This is a genomic window from Pseudomonas gingeri, assembly GCF_013386165.1.
Lineage (GTDB): Bacteria > Pseudomonadota > Gammaproteobacteria > Pseudomonadales > Pseudomonadaceae > Aquipseudomonas > Aquipseudomonas gingeri_C.
In genome coordinates this window covers 32,251-49,250 of the sequence record NZ_JACAOS010000013.1, presented here as the reverse complement: position 1 = coordinate 49,250, position 17,000 = coordinate 32,251, and the positions used below count along the sequence as shown (strand labels likewise).

Here is a 17,000-nt window from a genome sequence, read left to right as displayed (position 1 = left end):
GACCATCGATAGGCGTGTGACCCCCACCGCGGGCAGATGGCACGCAGGAAGCCCGGACTAATAAGATGGCATTGAAATCCCCCGCGTTTCGTAAAAAATTTCCGTTGCTGGTTACCGGCGGTTTGCTGGCTCTGCAACCTCTTGCCACCCCGTTCGCGGTCGCCGCGGAACAGTATGACTGTTCTGTCTCTGCTTCCGGAGCCTGGGACTGTGCGCCCAAAACCACCACGGCCCAGTTGCCACCGCGCCCCATGCATGACGGGAACGCCGAGGCTTTGGGCACCAATGCCCCTGCGGACAGCGGTTCCAGCAGCGAAAAAGCTGCCGGCCCGGTGCTGGTCACCGAGGCCAAGGGCCGCGGCCTGAAGTCGCGCAGTGCCGACTACAGTCACCTCGACTGGGTCCCTCGTGAGAAGCTGACGCCCGCCCAGTTGGCCGAAGCCGGTCCTTACTGCTCTGGTTCCTATATCGAACCAATTCGTCCTGGCATGAATGACACGACGAATAAAAGTGATTCGCCGACGTTCATCGGGGCCAAAGCCTCGCGTTATGAACAGGACAAGCAGGTCGCCACCCTGGCCGGTGACGTGGTCATGCGCCAGGGCAGCATGCAGGTCGAGGCCGACGAGGCCAGCCTGTACCAGGCTGAAAACCGTGGTGAACTGAACGGCAACGTTCGGGTTCGCGACCAGGGCGCCCTGCTGGTCGGTGACCATGCCGAAGTGCAGATGGACACGGGTGAATCGCGGGTCGACAACGCCGAATACGTGATGCACAAATCGCGGGTACGCGGTAACGCGCTGTACGCCAAGCGCGCCGAAAACTCGATCATTCGCCTCAAGGACGGTACGTACACCACGTGCGAACCGAACAGCAACGCCTGGCAGCTCAAGGGTAATAACATCACCCTGAACCCGGCGACCGGCTTCGGTACGGCGACCAACGTGACCTTGCGGGTCAAGGACATTCCGGTCCTCTACACCCCGTACATCTACTTCCCGATCGACGACCGTCGTCAGTCCGGTTTCCTGCCGCCGAGCTTCTCCAGCGACAGTACTTCCGGTTTCAACCTGACCACGCCTTACTACTTCAACCTGGCACCGAACTACGATGCCACGTTGTACCCGCACTACATGAGCAAGCGCGGTCTGTTGACCGAAGGCGAGTTCCGCTACCTGACCAAGTCCAGCGAAGGGCAGTTTGGCGGCGCGTACCTGAATGACGAAAGCAGTGATCGCTCCCTGCAGTCGGATGCCACGAAAGATCGTTACCTGGTCAACTGGCAACACAAGGGTGGCCTGGATTCACGAGTCCTGACCACCGTCGACTACACCAAGATCAGTGACCCGTACTACCTCCAGGATCTGCAGAGCAACCAGGTCGGCATCCGGGGTGTTGACTATGTGAACCAACAGGCCACGGCGAGCTATCGCGGTGACGACTTCACCGCCCAGGTGAACGTGCAAGCCTATGAGCTGGCGAGCGTGGCGGTGATCACACCGTACAACCGCCTGCCACAGATCACCTTCAACGGTGCCCTGCCTTATCATCCGGAAGGCCTCAATTTCACCTACGAAACTGAAGCCACCCGTTTTGAGCGGAGTCTGGAAAACGGCACCTTCTCTGACAAGGATGGCGTTGTCGCGCCGCGCCTGGACACCAACGTGACCGGCCTGGCCCGCGCCAACGGCGACCGCTTGAACCTCAAGCCGGGGATCAACCTGCCGCTGAACTGGACTTATGGTTTCGTCACGCCGTCGCTCAAGTATCAGTACACCCAATACGATCTGGATCTCAGCTCTCAGGGCAAGGCCGACATCGTGGCCGCCCAGTTTGCTGCGGCCCAGGCTGGCACGAGTTACCTCGGCGGAACCTACAACAGCTCGCAAAGCCGTGGCGTCCCGATCGCCAGCATCGACAGCGGCCTGTACTTCGACCGCAACACCGAACTGTTTGGCACCAACTATCGCCAGACCCTGGAACCTCGCCTGTTCTATCTCTATGTTCCTGAGAAGAACCAGCAAGACATTCCTGTGTTCGACACCGGCGAATACAGCTTCAACTATGCGTCGCTGTTCCGTGAAAACCGTTTCTCCGGCAACGACCGCGTCGGTGACGAGAACAAACTGTCCCTGGGTGTCACCAGCCGCTGGATCGAAGACAACGGTTTCGAACGTCAGCGCGTGAGCATTGGCCAGGCCTTGTACTTCAAGGACCGTACCGTGCAACTGCCGGGTGTTGACTTCAATACCCGTGCCGACGCCAAGACCAACGTCTCGCCGTACGCCCTGGAATATGCCTACAACTTCAACCGCGACTGGCGCGCCACCGCCGACTACAACTGGGACCCGAAAAGTCACCAGCCACGTTCCGGCAGTGCGATGTTCCACTACCAGCCCGAAGACAACCCGAACAAGGTTATCAACGCCGGCTATCGCTATCGCAACGACCAGGTGATCTACAACCAGAACACCGGCCAATGGCAGTTCGGCGGCGACTACGGCACACCTGGCCAACCTGGCTACGTGAAGGACTACTACAAGATCGAGCAGCACGACTTCTCGGTCATCTGGCCTGTCGTTCCTCAATGGAACGTCATCAGCCGCTGGCAGTACGACTACAACCGCAACCGTACGCTGGAAGCCTTCGGTGGCTTCGAGTACGACAACTGCTGCTGGAAGCTGCGCCTGATCAACCGCTACTGGGTCCAGTATGACGAGTTCAGTCAACAGGCTCCGCAAAACGAACGAGGCGACCACGGTATCTTCCTTCAGTTTGTACTGAAGGGCCTGGGTGGCGTCATGGGCAACAAGGTTGAGAGCTTCCTCGACAAAGGCATCCAAGGTTATCGTGAACGTGAAGATCAAGCTTTCTGATTGTCTGCGCCCGCTGATGCTGGGCGCGCTGGTCCTGAGTGCAGCGGTTCACGCCGCTGTGCAGCCCCTCGATAGCGTCGTGGCCATCGTCGACAACGACGTGATCATGCAGAGCCAACTGGACCAGCGCGTCCACGAGGTTCAGCAGACCATTGCCAAGCGTGGTGGCGGCGTGCCGCCCACCAGCGTCCTCGACCAACAGGTCCTGGACCGCTTGATCGTCGAAAACCTGCAATTGCAGATCGGCGAACGCTCGGGTATCCGCATCAGCGATGATGAGTTGAACCAGGCCATCGGCACCATTGCCCAGCGCAACAACATGAGCATCGATCAATTCCGTGCGGCCCTGACCCACGACGGCCTCTCCTATGAGGACGCCCGTGACCAGGTTCGCCGGGAAATGATCATCAGCCGTGTGCGTCAGCGTCGTGTCGCCGAGCGAGTCCAGGTGTCGGAGCAGGAAGTGAAGAACTTCCTCGCCTCGGACCTGGGCAAGATGCAGCTCTCCGAAGAGCTGCACCTGGCCAATATCCTGATTTCGACCCCGGACAGCGCCAACTCGCAAGTCATCCAGGCCGCAGCGGCCCAGGCCCAGGACCTCTACCGGCAGCTCAAGCAAGGCGCTGACTTCAGTCAGTTGGCCATTGCTCACTCCGGCAGCGATAACGCCCTGGAAGGCGGCGACATGGGCTGGCGCAAGCCGGCTCAGTTGCCACCACCGTTCGACCACATGCTCAGCAACATGGCGATTGGCGACATCAGCGAACCGACGCGCACCCCAGGCGGCTTCATTATCCTGAAGGTCCTGGAGAAACGCGGTGGCGAGACGCAGATGCGTGACGAAGTACATGTCCGTCACATCCTGATCAAGCCCAACGCCATTCGCAGCGAAGCCGAAACCCAAGCCCTGGCGCAGAAGCTCTACGAGCGGATCTCCAACGGCGAAGATTTCGGCACGCTGGCCAAGAGCTTCTCGGAAGACCCGGGCTCGGCGCTTAACGGCGGCGACCTGAACTGGGTAGACCCGAACGCGCTGGTACCGGAATTCCGCGAAGTCATGGCCAAGACCCCGCAAGGCGTCCTGTCCAAGCCATTCAAGACCCAATACGGCTGGCACGTCCTGGAAGTCCTGGGCCGTCGCGCCACCGACAGCACCACCCAGGCGCGCGAACAGCAAGCCATGACCGTGCTGCGTAACCGCAAATACGATGAAGAGCTGCAAACCTGGCTGCGTCAGATCCGCGACGAAGCCTACGTTGAAATCAAGCTCCCTGGCGCGGAACAGGCGCCAAAGTGAAACCCCGGCGTTTCGCGTTGACACCCGGCGAGCCGGCGGGCATTGGTCCAGACCTTTGCCTGCTGCTCGCCTCGCAACCCCAGCCCTACCCCCTGATTGCCATTACCAGCCGCGACCTGCTCTCTGAGCGGGCCGCGCAACTGGGCGTGGCTGTCGACCTGCTGCCGGTAGGCCCGGGCCAATGGCCCGACCAGCCAGCAGCAGCGGGCAGCCTCTACGTCTGGGACACCCCACTATCGAACCCGGTCGTCGCCGGACAAGTGGACCTGGCCAATGCCGCCTTCGTCCTGGAAACCCTGACCCGTGCGGGCCAAGGCTGCCTGGACGGCGACTTCGCCGGCATGATCACCGCCCCGGTACACAAAGGCGTGATCAACGACTCCGGGATCGCCTTTTCCGGCCACACCGAATTCCTCGCCGACCTGACCCACACCCCCCAGGTGGTGATGATGCTGGCGACCCGAGGACTGCGCGTGGCCCTGGTGACCACCCACCTGCCCCTGCGAGAAGTCGCCGATGCGATTACCCCGGAGCGCCTGGAGCGGGTCACCCGCATCCTGCATGGCGACCTGCGGGAAAAGTTCGGCATTGCCAATCCGCGCATCCTGGTCTGCGGGCTCAACCCCCACGCCGGCGAAGGTGGGCACCTGGGCCACGAAGAAATCGACATCGTCGAACCGACATTGGAGCGCCTGCGCGGCGAGGGCATGGACCTGCGTGGCCCGCTGCCCGCCGACACTCTGTTTAACCCCAAATATCTGGAGCACTGCGACGCGGTGCTGGCGATGTACCACGACCAGGGCCTGCCCGTGCTGAAATACAAAGGTTTCGGCGCCGCAGTCAACGTGACCCTGGGCTTGCCGATCATCCGCACTTCGGTCGACCACGGCACTGCCCTGGACCTGGCCGGCAGCGGTAACATCGACACCGGCAGCCTGCAAGTCGCCCTGGAAACCGCCTACCAGATGGCCGAGACCCGTTTATGACCGAGCAATACCAACACCGGGCGCGCAAGCGTTTCGGGCAAAACTTCCTGCACGACGCCGGTGTGATCGACCGCATCCTGCGCGCCATCCATGCCAAGGCTGAAGACCGCCTGCTGGAAATCGGCCCGGGCCAGGGTGCCTTGACCGAAGGCCTGCTGAACAGCGGCGCACAACTGGATGTCGTCGAGCTGGACAAGGACCTGATCCCGATCCTCAACCAGCAGTTCGCCGGCAAGACCAATTTCAACCTGCACCAGGGCGATGCGCTGAAGTTCGACTTCACCAGCCTGAACCCGGCGCCCAACAGCCTGCGGGTGGTCGGCAACCTGCCGTACAACATCTCCACGCCGCTGATCTTCCATTTGCTGCACAACGCCAGCCTGATTCGCGACATGCACTTCATGTTGCAGAAGGAAGTGGTCGAACGCCTGGCCGCCGGCCCTGGCGGCGGCGATTGGGGTCGCCTGTCGATCATGGTCCAGTACCATTGCCGCGTGGAACATCTGTTCAATGTCGGCCCGGGCGCCTTCAACCCGCCGCCCAAGGTCGACTCGGCCATCGTCCGCCTGGTGCCCCATGCCGTCCTGCCGCACCCGGCCAAGGATCATCGGCTGCTGGAACGTGTCGTACGAGAGGCTTTCAACCAGCGCCGCAAAACCTTGCGCAACACCCTCAAGGCACTGCTTAGCAATGCCGAGATCGAAGCCGCCGGCGTCGACGGCAGCCTGCGCCCGGAACAGCTCGACCTGGCCGCCTTCGTGCGCCTGGCCGACAAACTCAGCGAGCAGGTTGCCACGGCACCCGACGTCAACTGATCTTGCGGGTAGCGGGCCAGCGTGGATGTCTGGCCTACTACCCGGGACTTGACCTAGACTGGGCTTCGTCCAGCGTCTCTTGCGCTTCAGCTTCCAAGGCCTCTTGCATGTCCGATCCTCGTTACCAGGTCGACGTCAGCGTCGTCACCCGCTTCCTTGCAGAACAATCGCAACCCGAGCAGAACCGCTTTGCCTTCGCCTACACCATCACGGTGCAGAACAACGGAGAGCTGCCCGCCAGGTTGATGTCACGGCACTGGGTGATCACCGATGGTGACGGGCACGTGGAAGAAGTCCGCGGTGCCGGCGTCGTCGGCCAGCAACCACTGATCGAGGTGGGCAAGAGCCACACCTACAGCAGCGGCACGGTGATGACGACGAAAGTCGGCAACATGCAGGGCACCTACCAGATGCTGGCCGAGGACGGTCAGCAGTTCGACGCCGTGATCGCCCCCTTCCGCCTCGCTGTGCCCGGATCCCTGCACTGATGGCGGTGTATGCCGTCGGCGACCTGCAAGGTTGCCTGGAACCGCTCAAATGCCTGCTCGAACGCGTCAAGTTCGACCCGGCCCAGGACAAGCTGTGGCTGGTCGGCGACCTGGTCAACCGGGGCCCACAATCCCTGGAAACCCTGCGCTTTCTCTACCGCATGCGCGACTCGCTGGTCTGTGTCCTGGGCAACCATGACCTGCACCTGCTCGCCTCCGGGCATAATGTCGAACGCCTGAAAAAAAGCGATACGCTGCGTGAGATTCTCGACGCCCCGGATCGCGCCGAGCTACTGGACTGGCTGCGCCGCCAGAAGCTGCTGCACTACGACGCAGAGCGTAACGTGGCCCTGGTCCACGCGGGCATTCCGCCCCAGTGGACACTGAAGAAAGCTCTCAAATGCGCCGCAGAAGTGGAAACCGCCTTGCTCGACGACAACCTGCTGACGCCCTTCCTCGACGGCATGTACGGCAATGAGCCGAACAAGTGGGATGGCGACCTCCAGGGTGTGACCCGCCTGCGGGTGATTACCAACTATTTCACGCGGATGCGCTTCTGCACCGCCGACGGCAAGCTCGACCTCAAGGGCAAGGAAGGCGCGGACACCGCTCCCCGTGGTTACGCGCCCTGGTTCAGCTACAAGGACCGCAAGACCCAGGACCTGAAGATCATCTTCGGTCACTGGGCGGCCCTGGAAGGCCAATGCGAGGAGCCCGGCATCTTCGCCCTCGACACCGGCTGCGTCTGGGGCGGCGCCATGACCCTGATGAACGTCGACACCGGCGAACGCCTGAGCTGCAAATGCGATGCCCAGGGTGGCGTCGCTCCGCCACCGACCCTGGCCGAGCGCTTCCGGGCCTGGTTATATCGCTAGACTGTACGACCTACCTGCCCCAGATGGAGCCCATCATGACCGAATTCAAACGTATCCCCCCCGAACAAGCCCAGGCCCTGCGCGAGCACGGCGCCGTGGTCGTCGACGTCCGCGACCCACAGACCTTCGCCCTGAATCACATCAGCGGCGCCCGGCACCTGGACAACCACAACATCGCCGACTTCATTCGCGCCGCCGACCTCGATGCGCCCACCGTGGTGTGCTGCTACCACGGCAATTCGAGCCAGAGCGCGGCGGCCTACCTGATCAGCCAGGGCTTCAGCGATGTCTACAGCCTGGACGGTGGCTTTGAGCTGTGGCGCACGACCTATCCGTCAGAAATTGCTCAGGATATTTCCGAATAATTTTTTTCTTTCGCTGGAGCCCGCTGGATTCGCGGGCTAGAGCCTTTCCTGACGAACGGTCAGGGGCAACTAATTGCTCATCTTGACTTGACCCCGCCGATTACGAACTATCCTTAAGCGCAGGCCATCCAAATCAGGGGAGAGCCGGTACACCGGCGTACGGGTCATCGGTAGTAATTTTCAAAGTGATCATCGCTTTGAAGGTGTTCTGGGGGGTAAACGGCAACGGCTTTCGCGGTTGCATGCCAGCACTTGACTGATTGATCCGGCACCGGCTCCACGTATCGAGCGAGGTGACGTCATGAGCATTTTCAGCCATTTCCAACAACGCTTCGAATCCACACGGCAAGAAGAACTCACGCTGCAGGAGTACCTCGAGCTGTGCAAAAAGGATCGCAGTGCTTACGCATCGGCAGCTGAAAGGCTGCTACTGGCAATCGGCGAGCCCGAACTGCTGGATACGTCCGCCAACTCGCGGTTGTCGCGCATCTTCTCCAACAAGGTGATTCGCCGCTATCCGGCCTTTGAAGACTTCCACGGGATGGAAGAATGCATCGACCAGATCGTTTCGTATTTCCGCCACGCCGCTCAAGGCCTGGAAGAGAAGAAGCAGATCCTCTACCTGCTCGGTCCCGTGGGCGGCGGTAAATCGTCCCTGGCCGAAAAGCTCAAACAGCTGATCGAGAAAGTCCCCTTCTACGCCATCAAGGGTTCGCCCGTCTTCGAATCGCCACTGGGGCTGTTCAATGCCACGGAAGATGGCGCGATCCTCGAAGAGGACTTCGGGATTCCCCGACGCTACCTCAACACCATCATGTCGCCCTGGGCCACCAAACGTCTGGCCGAGTTCGGCGGTGACATCAGCCAGTTCCGGGTGGTCAAGCTCTACCCCTCGATCCTCAACCAGATCGGCGTGGCCAAGACCGAACCGGGCGACGAAAACAACCAGGACATCTCCGCCCTCGTGGGCAAGGTCGATATCCGCAAGCTCGAAGAGTTTCCACAGAACGACGCCGACGCCTACAGCTACTCGGGCGCCCTGTGCCGGGCCAACCAGGGCCTGATGGAATTCGTGGAAATGTTCAAGGCACCAATCAAGGTGCTGCACCCATTGCTCACCGCCACCCAGGAAGGCAACTACAACAGTACCGAAGGCCTGGGCGCGATTCCGTTCACCGGGATCCTGCTGGCCCACTCCAACGAATCGGAGTGGCACACCTTCCGCAACAACAAGAACAACGAAGCCTTCATCGACCGGATCTACATCGTCAAGGTCCCGTATTGCCTGCGGGTCAGCGACGAAGTGAAGATCTACGACAAGCTGCTGTTCAACAGCTCCCTGGCCAAGGCTCACTGCGCACCCGACACCCTGAAGATGCTCGCCCAGTTCACCGTGCTCTCGCGCCTCAAGGAGCCGGAGAACTCGAACATCTACTCGAAAATGCGCGTCTATGACGGCGAAAACCTCAAGGACACCGACCCGAAAGCCAAGTCGATCCAGGAGTACCGCGACAGCGCCGGCGTCGATGAAGGCATGAACGGCCTGTCGACCCGCTTCGCCTTCAAGATCCTCTCGAAAGTCTTCAACTTCGATCCCCACGAGATCGCCGCCAACCCGGTGCACCTGCTGTACGTACTGGAACAGCAGATCGAGCAGGAACAGTTCCAGGCCGAAACCCGCGAGCGCTACCTGCGCTTCCTCAAGGAATACCTGGCACCGCGCTATATAGAGTTCATCGGCAAGGAAATCCAGACCGCGTACCTGGAATCCTACAGCGAGTACGGCCAGAACATCTTCGACCGCTACGTGCTGTACGCAGACTTCTGGATTCAAGACCAGGAATACCGCGACCCGGAAACCGGCGAAATCCTCAATCGCGTGGCCCTGAACGAAGAGCTTGAGAAAATCGAAAAACCGGCCGGCATCAGCAATCCGAAGGATTTCCGCAACGAGATCGTCAACTTCGTCCTGCGGGCCCGGGCCAACAACAACGGCAAGAATCCAACCTGGCTCAGCTACGAGAAGCTGCGGGTGGTGATCGAGAAGAAAATGTTCTCCAACACCGAGGATCTGCTACCGGTCATCAGCTTCAACGCCAAAGCCAGCAAAGAGGATCAACAAAAACACAACGACTTCGTCACACGCATGGTCGAACGGGGCTACACCGACAAACAGGTACGACTGCTCTCGGAATGGTATCTGCGGGTTCGGAAATCGCAATAAAGGCAGCTGCAAGCGTCGAGCTACAGGCCGCAAGCGCGTTGGTGAACGTGTTTGCGGCCGTAACAACCGACCGCTTGTCTCTAAGCTTCCAGCTTGCCGCTTGAAGCTTGTAACTTGAAGCTGCCCGGAGGGCTCCCTATGAGCTATGTGATCGACCGACGTCTCAATGGCAAGAACAAGAGCACGGTGAACCGTCAGCGCTTCCTGCGGCGCTACCGTGACCATATCAAAAAGGCTGTCGAGGAAGCCGTGAGCCGCCGCTCCATTACCGACATGGAGCACGGCGAGCAAATCAGCATCCCCGGCCGCGACATCGATGAGCCCGTGCTGCACCACGGCCGTGGTGGCAAACAGACCGTGGTCCATCCCGGCAACAAGGAATTCACCAGCGGCGAGCATATCGCCCGGCCACCCGGCGGCGGTGGCGGCCGCGGTCCGGGCAAGGCCGGCAACTCGGGTGAAGGGATGGACGAGTTCTCCTTCCAGATCACCCAGGAAGAGTTTCTCGAGTTCATGTTCGAAGACCTCGAACTGCCGAACCTGGTCAAACGCAATCTCACCGGCACCGACACCTTCAAGACCGTCCGCGCCGGGATCAGCAACGAGGGCAACCCCTCGCGTATCAACATCATCCGCACCCTGCGCTCGGCCCATGCGCGACGGATCGCCCTGTCCGGCAGCAGCCGCGCCAAGCTCAAGGAGGCCAAGGCCGAACTGGAACGCCTGAGACGCGAAGAACCGGACAACTTCGGCGATATCCAGGAAATCGAGACGGAAATCGAGAAACTCAGTGCGCGCATCCATCGCATACCGTTCCTCGATACCTTCGACCTCAAGTACAACCTACTGGTCAAGCAACCCAACCCCAGCTCCAAGGCCGTGATGTTCTGCCTGATGGACGTGTCCGGCTCCATGACCCAGGCGACCAAGGACATCGCCAAGCGCTTCTTCATCCTGCTGTACCTGTTCCTCAAGCGGAACTACGACAAGATCGAAGTGGTGTTCATCCGCCATCACACCAGCGCCCGGGAAGTCGACGAAGAAGAGTTCTTCTACTCTCGGGAAACCGGCGGCACCATCGTTTCCAGCGCACTGAAGCTGATGCAGGAAATCATGGCCGAACGCTATCCGACCAACGAGTGGAACATCTACGCCGCCCAGGCCTCCGACGGTGACAACTGGAACGATGATTCGCCTATCTGCCGCGACATCCTGATCAACCAGATCATGCCGTTCGTGCAGTACTACACTTACGTAGAGATCACCCCCCGCGAGCATCAGGCCCTCTGGTACGAATACGAGCGCATCAGCGAGGCGTTCAGCGATACGTTTGCCCAGCAGCAGCTGGTGTCGGCCGGCGATATCTACCCGGTCTTCCGTGAACTCTTCCAGCGCAGGTTAGTGACATGACCGCCAGAGAGCAGAAACAACAGAAGCGCCAGCCCCTCTCCACCGGTTCGGAGTGGACCTTTGAGCTGATCCAGGCCTACGACCGCGAAATCAGCCGTATCGCCAATCGTTATGCCCTGGACACCTACCCCAACCAGATCGAAGTCATTACCGCCGAACAGATGATGGACGCCTACGCCTCCGTCGGCATGCCCCTGGGCTATCACCATTGGTCCTACGGCAAGCACTTCCTCAGTACCGAAAAGTCCTATAGCCGCGGCCAGATGGGCCTGGCCTACGAGATCGTGATCAACTCGGACCCGTGCATCGCCTACCTGATGGAAGAAAACACCATCTGCATGCAGGCGCTGGTGGTGGCCCATGCCTGCTATGGCCACAACAGCTTCTTCAAGGGCAACTACCTGTTCCGCACCTGGACCGACGCCAGCTCGATCATCGATTACCTGGTCTTCGCCAAGCAGTACATCATGCAATGCGAGGAGCGGCACGGCATCGACGCGGTCGAAGACCTGCTCGACTCCTGCCACGCCCTGATGAACTACGGTGTCGATCGCTACAAACGCCCCTACCCGATTTCCGCCGAAGAGGAACGCCGGCGGCAGAAGGATCGCGAAGAGCATCTGCAAAAACAGATCAACGACCTGTGGCGCACCATTCCCAAGGGCGCGGACAAGTACAGCGACAAGGACAATGCGCGCTTCCCCGCCGAACCCCAGGAAAACATCCTCTATTTCATCGAAAAACACGCGCCATTGCTGGAGCCCTGGCAGCGGGAAATCGTCCGCATCGTGCGCAAGATCGCCCAGTACTTCTACCCGCAACGCCAGACCCAGGTAATGAACGAAGGCTGGGCAACCTTCTGGCACTACACCCTGATGAACGACCTCTACGACGAAGGGCTGGTCACCGACGGCTTCATGATGGAATTCCTTACCTCCCATACCAGCGTGGTGTTCCAACCGGGTTTCGACAGCCCCTACTACAGCGGCATCAACCCCTATGCACTGGGCTTTGCCATGTACCGCGACATTCGGCGGATGTGCGAGGAGCCCACGGACGAAGACCGTCACTGGTTCCCGGAGCTGGCCGGCAGCGACTGGCTCTCGAGCATCAAGTTCGCCATGGGCAGCTTCAAGGATGAGAGCTTCATCCTGCAGTACCTGTCACCCAAAGTGATTCGCGACCTAAAGCTGTTCAGCATCCTCGATGACGACCAGCGCGATGACCTGCTGGTGCCTGCCATCCATGATGAAGGCGGCTACCGGACCATCCGCGAAACCCTGGCCGCCCAGTACAACCTGGGCAACCGCGAGCCCAACGTGCAGATCTGGAGCATCGACCGCCGTGGCGACCGTTCACTGACCCTGCGTCACCAGCAACACGACCGTAAACCCCTGGGCGACTCCACTGATGAAGTGCTCAAGCACCTGCATCGGCTCTGGGGCTTCGATATCCACCTGGAGACCCTGCAAGGCGATCAGGTCATGAAAACCCACCACGTCCCACCCAAAGGCGAGCACAGCGAAGGGGAATACGGGCGACTGGACCTGGCCGTGATTCATCTCTGAACGACACCCTTCACCTCCGCTGACGCGATCCACAGGTTATCCTGTCGCGCCAACGGAGGTTTTTCATGCAGATTTATAAAGTCGGCGGCGCGGTTCGCGATCGCCTGCTGGGCCAGCCGGTCACCGATATCGATTGGGTGGTTGTCGGCGCCAGCGCCGAAGACATGCAGGCCAAGGGGTTTCGCCCGGTCGGTGCAGACTTCCCGGTTTTTCTTCATCCCTCGAGCGGTGAGGAATACGCCCTGGCTCGGACCGAGCGCAAGAGCGGACGTGGTTATGGCGGGTTCATCTTCCACGCCAGCCCCGATGTCACCCTGGAAGAAGACCTGATCCGCCGGGACCTGACCATCAATGCCATGGCGGAAGACGAGCATGGCAACCTGACCGATCCCTATCACGGCCAGGCGGATCTCGACGCCCGCCTTCTACGCCACGTTTCCCCCGCGTTTGCCGAAGATCCACTCCGAGTTCTGCGCGTTGCCCGCTTCGCCGCGCGTTATGCCGGCCTGGGTTTCAAGGTGGTCCCCGAGACCCTCGCCCTGATGCGCCAATTGGCCGAATCAGGCGAACTGCAAGCCCTGACGCCGGAGCGCAGCTGGAAGGAAATTTCCCGCGCACTGATGGAAGACCAGCCCCAGGTATTCATCCAGGTGCTGCGTGACTGCGGCGCACTTGCCGTACTGTTCCCGGAAGTCGACGCGCTGTTCGGGGTGCCGCAGCCGGAAGCCCACCACCCGGAAATCGACAGCGGCGTGCACACCCTGAGCGTTCTGGAGCAATCGGCACGTCATCGGCAACCCTTGACCGTGCGCTGGGCCTGCCTGCTGCACGACCTCGGCAAAGGGCTGACCCCAGAAAGCCAATGGCCAAAGCATATTGCCCACGAGTTCAAGGGTCTGAAGCTGATCAAGGCAGTGAACGAACGCTACAAGGCACCGCGCGACTGCCAGGAACTGGCGTTGCTGGTGGGCGAATACCACACCCATGGCCATCGCGCCCTGGAGCTCAAGGCTTCGACCCTGCTGGAGTTGCTGCAGAGCTTCGATGTCTATCGACGACCGCAGCGTTTCGAGGAGTTTATCGCCGCCTGCGAGATGGACGCCCGTGGGCGCCTGGGGCTGGAGGAGCGAACTTATCCACAGGCGGATTATCTGCGGGGGGCGGCGGCAGTGGCCAAGGCCGTCGCGGTTCAGCCGCTGCTGGAGAAGGGCTTCAAGGGACCCGAGCTGGGGGAAGCGCTCAAGCGTGAGCGGCTGAAAGCGCTGAAAGCCTACAAGGACGCGGCAGGTCGTTAGATCGCATCGCCGGAACGCCGCCCGGAGCCAGCTCGCTCCTACAGGAAGGAATCGTGAACTCGCCCTCACGTACACCCAACACTGTAGGAGCGAGCTTGCTCGCGATCCGACTGCAGGTCGGCCCGCCCCGCCTAAACCAATCCCGCCGGCGTCAACTGCTCACCGCGCCATTCAAACGCCACAGGCGCCAACACCTGATCGATCAGCGCCTCGTCCCACAGTGTAGCGAAGGATTTTCCTGCCTCGGGATGCACGCGGTCCGGCGCAATCAGCGCCAACGGCCACAACACAAAAGCATTCTTGAGAATTTCCGCCCGCGGCAGGATCAGCCCGTCGAAATTCCCCACTAAATCGCCATACAACAGCACATCGATGTCCAGCGGCAGCCCCTTGCGGTCCGGCGCATAACGGCCGTTGTCGGCCTCGATGAACTTCAGGCGACGGTCCAGCTCCAGCAACGGCAGGTCGGTAAACGCCGACACCACCAGATTGAAGAACGGCCCGCTCTTGATGCCCACCGGCTGGCTTTCGAACACCGCCGAACAACGGATATCCACCAGGAAACCGGCCAACGCGTCCAATCCGGCACGCAAGTGGGTTTCGCGCTCGATATTGCTGCCGAGCCCGAGATAAACCAGAGTTAGCGACATCCGCGCTCGATCTCCACGCCCACGCCCTTGGCCGCCGCAACGGCCCCCGGCTTGGTCAGCTTGAGGTGCAACCAGGGAATCTGGAACTCACTCATCAGCACCTCGGCCAGGCGTTCGGCGAAGGTTTCCACCAGCTGGAACTGTGATTGCTCGGCAAACAGCTGGATGCGCGAAGAAACGCTCGCATAATCGAGGGCCAGGCTCAGGTCGTCACCGGCCGCCGCCGGGCGGTTATCCCAGGCAAAACTGAGATCAAGGCGCAGGCACTGACGGATGCCGCGCTCCCAGTCATAGGCACCGATCACGGTGTCGACTTCCAGGCCCTCGATAAACACTCTGTCCAAGCACTTCTCTCCGCAGCACGACAAGGGCGCAATGCGCCGTTAGAATCAGGGCGTCCCCGCCCGGAATAGTTAGCATGTTTTGGTTACTGGCGATCCTCGCCTACCTGCTCGGCTCTCTGTCCTTCGCCATTTTGCTCAGCCGCCTCACGGGAAATCCCGATCCGCGAATGAGTGGCTCAGGCAATGCCGGCGCGACCAACATGCTGCGCCTGGCCGGCAAGAAGCTGGCCATCCTGACCTTGCTCGGCGACCTCTGCAAAGGCCTGCTGCCGGTGCTGATCGCTGGCATCGCCGGGCTCTCGCTCCAACAGCAAGCCTGGATCGGGCTCTGCGCCGTCCTCGGCCACCTGTTTCCGTTGTACTTCCGCTTTCGCGGCGGCAAAGGCGTCGCCACCGCAGCCGGCATGCTGCTGGGGCTGTATCCCCCCGCCGCCCTGCTGGCCCTGCTGACCTGGCTACTGACCTTCTACCTCACCCGCACCAGCTCGCTGGCCGCCTTGATCGCCACACCGCTGACCCTGCCGCTACTGGCCTGGCAGGAACCGGCCGCCTTGCTGCCGATGAGCGTGGTGACCGGGCTGATCGTCTGGCGCCATCGCGGCAATCTACGCGACCTTTTCGCAGGGCGCGAACGACATTTCTGACCGCGGCCGTGAAGATGGCTGACTTGCCACCTCCCATCGACCTCGACTCAAATCGCCGACAACTGCTCCATCGGCCAGCGGGCCTGCACGCTGATCACCAGGCTTTCCTTCTGTCCGGCCTGCAAGCGCTGGCACCCGGCAAACGCAATCATTGCGCCATTGTCGGTGCAGAACTCGGGACGGGCATAGAACACATCGCCGCGCATATCACCGAGCATTTTTTCCAGCGAAGTGCGCAAGGCCTTGTTGGCACTGACACCCCCAGCGATCACCAGGCGCTTCATACCCGCCTGTTTCAACGCCCGCTTGCACTTGATGGTCAAAGTCTCCACCACCGCCTGCTGGAAGGCCAGAGAGATGTCGCAACGGGTTTGATCGCTGTCGTCCCCAGCGCTGACGCACTGCTGCCAGGTATTCAGGGCGAAGGTTTTCAAGCCGCTGAAACTGAAATCCAGCCCCGGGCGATCGCACATCGGCCGTGGAAAGACGAAACGCCCCGCCACCCCCTGATCGGCCAGGCGGGCGATTTCCGGCCCACCCGGATAATTGAGCCCCATCATCTTCGCCGTCTTGTCGAAGGCTTCACCGGCCGCATCGTCCAGGGTTTCCCCCAGTAGCGCGTATTGGCCGATGCCGTCCACGCGAACGAGCTGGGTATGACCACCGGAGACCAACAAAGCGACGAACGGAAACTCCGGCGGTTGTTCTTCCAACATCGGCGCCAGTAAATGGCCTTCCATGTGGTGCACGCCCAAGGCCGGTATATCCCAGGCAAACGCCAGGGCCTGGGCGCACGAAGCCCCGACCAGCAAGGCCCCGACCAGTCCCGGGCCGGCCGTGTAGGCAACCGCATCGATCTCGGTCGGCGCGCAATCGGCTTCGGCCAGGACCTGACGGATCAACGGCAGCATGCGCTTGACGTGATCACGCGAAGCCAGCTCCGGCACCACGCCGCCATAGGCACGGTGCAGGTCGATCTGACTGAACAGCGCATCGGCGAGAAGCCCGCGTTCACTGTCGTAGAGCGCGACGCCGGTTTCGTCGCAGGAGGTTTCTAATCCCAGTACTAGCATGGGTTTGCGCCTTGTAGAGGCTAGATTCGAAGGCGCGCATAATAGTCGTCACTCCAAGCCCCTACCAGCGGTTTTCGATCAGAGGCTTTG

At 61.0% G+C, this 17,000-nt stretch carries 15 protein-coding genes; 12 read left to right on the top strand and 3 right to left on the bottom strand.

Features of this window, described 5'->3' with window-relative positions; all coding sequences use genetic code 11:
• The first annotated feature begins 65 nt into the window (after positions 1-65).
• The 11 genes from HX866_RS12305 to HX866_RS12255 all read left to right on the top strand — a co-directional run bounded on the left by HX866_RS12305 (position 66) and on the right by HX866_RS12255 (position 14,199).
• Positions 66-2,876, top strand: coding sequence for an LPS-assembly protein LptD (locus tag HX866_RS12305; protein WP_177095453.1), 2,811 nt, complete (start codon positions 66-68; stop codon positions 2,874-2,876).
• Positions 2,857-4,173, top strand: coding sequence for a peptidylprolyl isomerase (locus tag HX866_RS12300; RefSeq protein ID WP_177095451.1), 1,317 nt, complete (start codon positions 2,857-2,859; stop codon positions 4,171-4,173). The genes HX866_RS12305 and HX866_RS12300 overlap by 20 nt, the downstream gene beginning before the upstream one ends.
• A complete protein-coding gene (gene pdxA, locus HX866_RS12295; protein WP_177095449.1) occupies positions 4,170-5,159 on the top strand; it encodes a 4-hydroxythreonine-4-phosphate dehydrogenase PdxA in 990 nt (329 codons plus the stop codon). Before HX866_RS12300 ends, pdxA begins: the two co-directional genes overlap by 4 nt.
• The gene (rsmA, locus tag HX866_RS12290; protein WP_177139809.1) at positions 5,156-5,974 is read left to right on the top strand and encodes a 16S rRNA (adenine(1518)-N(6)/adenine(1519)-N(6))-dimethyltransferase RsmA; all 819 of its coding nucleotides are present in this window, start codon (positions 5,156-5,158) and stop codon (positions 5,972-5,974) included. The genes pdxA and rsmA overlap by 4 nt, the downstream gene beginning before the upstream one ends.
• Before the next feature lie 107 nt (positions 5,975-6,081).
• The gene (apaG, locus tag HX866_RS12285; protein WP_177105810.1) at positions 6,082-6,462 is read left to right on the top strand and encodes a Co2+/Mg2+ efflux protein ApaG; all 381 of its coding nucleotides are present in this window, start codon (positions 6,082-6,084) and stop codon (positions 6,460-6,462) included.
• Positions 6,462-7,337: a symmetrical bis(5'-nucleosyl)-tetraphosphatase gene (locus tag HX866_RS12280; RefSeq protein WP_177095442.1), complete on the top strand. Its 876-nt coding sequence runs from the start codon at positions 6,462-6,464 to the stop codon at positions 7,335-7,337. Before apaG ends, HX866_RS12280 begins: the two co-directional genes overlap by 1 nt.
• A gap of 35 nt (positions 7,338-7,372) precedes the next feature.
• Positions 7,373-7,702 (top strand): thiosulfate sulfurtransferase GlpE, encoded by a 330-nt coding sequence (glpE, locus tag HX866_RS12275; protein ID WP_177095440.1) that lies wholly within the window; start codon positions 7,373-7,375, stop codon positions 7,700-7,702.
• A 301-nt stretch (positions 7,703-8,003) separates the two neighbouring features.
• On the top strand, positions 8,004-9,926 hold the full coding sequence (locus HX866_RS12270; RefSeq protein WP_121135132.1) for a PrkA family serine protein kinase: 1,923 nt from the start codon (positions 8,004-8,006) through the stop codon (positions 9,924-9,926).
• Positions 9,927-10,064: 138 nt separating this feature from the next.
• Complete coding sequence (locus tag HX866_RS12265; protein ID WP_177095439.1) at positions 10,065-11,336, top strand: YeaH/YhbH family protein; 1,272 nt, start codon at positions 10,065-10,067, stop codon at positions 11,334-11,336.
• Positions 11,333-12,904 (top strand): SpoVR family protein, encoded by a 1,572-nt coding sequence (locus HX866_RS12260; protein ID WP_177095437.1) that lies wholly within the window; start codon positions 11,333-11,335, stop codon positions 12,902-12,904. The genes HX866_RS12265 and HX866_RS12260 overlap by 4 nt, the downstream gene beginning before the upstream one ends.
• 65 nt (positions 12,905-12,969) lie before the next feature.
• Entirely contained in the window at positions 12,970-14,199 is a 1,230-nt protein-coding gene (locus HX866_RS12255; protein ID WP_177095435.1) for a multifunctional CCA addition/repair protein, read from the top strand.
• Positions 14,200-14,330: 131 nt separating this feature from the next.
• Here the strand turns inward: HX866_RS12255 and folK are convergent, their stop codons facing one another.
• Positions 14,331-14,849 carry a 2-amino-4-hydroxy-6-hydroxymethyldihydropteridine diphosphokinase gene (gene folK, locus HX866_RS12250; RefSeq protein WP_177095433.1) on the bottom strand — a complete coding sequence of 173 codons (519 nt, stop codon included), beginning with the start codon at positions 14,847-14,849 and terminating at the stop codon, positions 14,331-14,333.
• The gene (gene folB, locus HX866_RS12245; protein WP_177095431.1) at positions 14,840-15,193 is read right to left on the bottom strand and encodes a dihydroneopterin aldolase; all 354 of its coding nucleotides are present in this window, start codon (positions 15,191-15,193) and stop codon (positions 14,840-14,842) included. Before folB ends, folK begins: the two co-directional genes overlap by 10 nt.
• A 74-nt stretch (positions 15,194-15,267) precedes the next feature.
• Between folB and plsY the strand changes: the two genes are divergently transcribed.
• A complete protein-coding gene (gene plsY / locus HX866_RS12240; RefSeq protein WP_177126444.1) occupies positions 15,268-15,837 on the top strand; it encodes a glycerol-3-phosphate 1-O-acyltransferase PlsY in 570 nt (189 codons plus the stop codon).
• Between the two features lie 47 nt (positions 15,838-15,884).
• Here plsY and tsaD read toward each other — a convergent pair whose 3' ends face one another.
• A complete protein-coding gene (gene tsaD, locus HX866_RS12235; protein WP_177139807.1) occupies positions 15,885-16,910 on the bottom strand; it encodes a tRNA (adenosine(37)-N6)-threonylcarbamoyltransferase complex transferase subunit TsaD in 1,026 nt (341 codons plus the stop codon).
• Between the last annotated feature and the right edge of the window lie 90 nt (positions 16,911-17,000).

Excerpts from the sequence above, each read along its gene's own strand:
- HX866_RS12265 (WP_177095439.1), top strand. The coding sequence starts at position 10,065 with ATGAGCTATGTGATCGACCGACGTCTCAATGGCAAGAACAAGAGCACG.
- HX866_RS12260 (WP_177095437.1), top strand. The coding sequence starts at position 11,333 with ATGACCGCCAGAGAGCAGAAACAACAGAAGCGCCAGCCCCTCTCCACC.
- apaG (WP_177105810.1), top strand. The coding sequence starts at position 6,082 with ATGTCCGATCCTCGTTACCAGGTCGACGTCAGCGTCGTCACCCGCTTC.
- glpE (WP_177095440.1), top strand. The coding sequence starts at position 7,373 with ATGACCGAATTCAAACGTATCCCCCCCGAACAAGCCCAGGCCCTGCGC.
- HX866_RS12305 (WP_177095453.1), top strand. The coding sequence starts at position 66 with ATGGCATTGAAATCCCCCGCGTTTCGTAAAAAATTTCCGTTGCTGGTT.
- HX866_RS12255 (WP_177095435.1), top strand. The coding sequence starts at position 12,970 with ATGCAGATTTATAAAGTCGGCGGCGCGGTTCGCGATCGCCTGCTGGGC.
- tsaD (WP_177139807.1), bottom strand. The coding sequence starts at position 16,910 with ATGCTAGTACTGGGATTAGAAACCTCCTGCGACGAAACCGGCGTCGCG.
- plsY (WP_177126444.1), top strand. The coding sequence starts at position 15,268 with ATGTTTTGGTTACTGGCGATCCTCGCCTACCTGCTCGGCTCTCTGTCC.
- HX866_RS12270 (WP_121135132.1), top strand. The coding sequence starts at position 8,004 with ATGAGCATTTTCAGCCATTTCCAACAACGCTTCGAATCCACACGGCAA.
- rsmA (WP_177139809.1), top strand. The coding sequence starts at position 5,156 with ATGACCGAGCAATACCAACACCGGGCGCGCAAGCGTTTCGGGCAAAAC.
- folK (WP_177095433.1), bottom strand. The coding sequence starts at position 14,849 with ATGTCGCTAACTCTGGTTTATCTCGGGCTCGGCAGCAATATCGAGCGC.
- HX866_RS12280 (WP_177095442.1), top strand. The coding sequence starts at position 6,462 with ATGGCGGTGTATGCCGTCGGCGACCTGCAAGGTTGCCTGGAACCGCTC.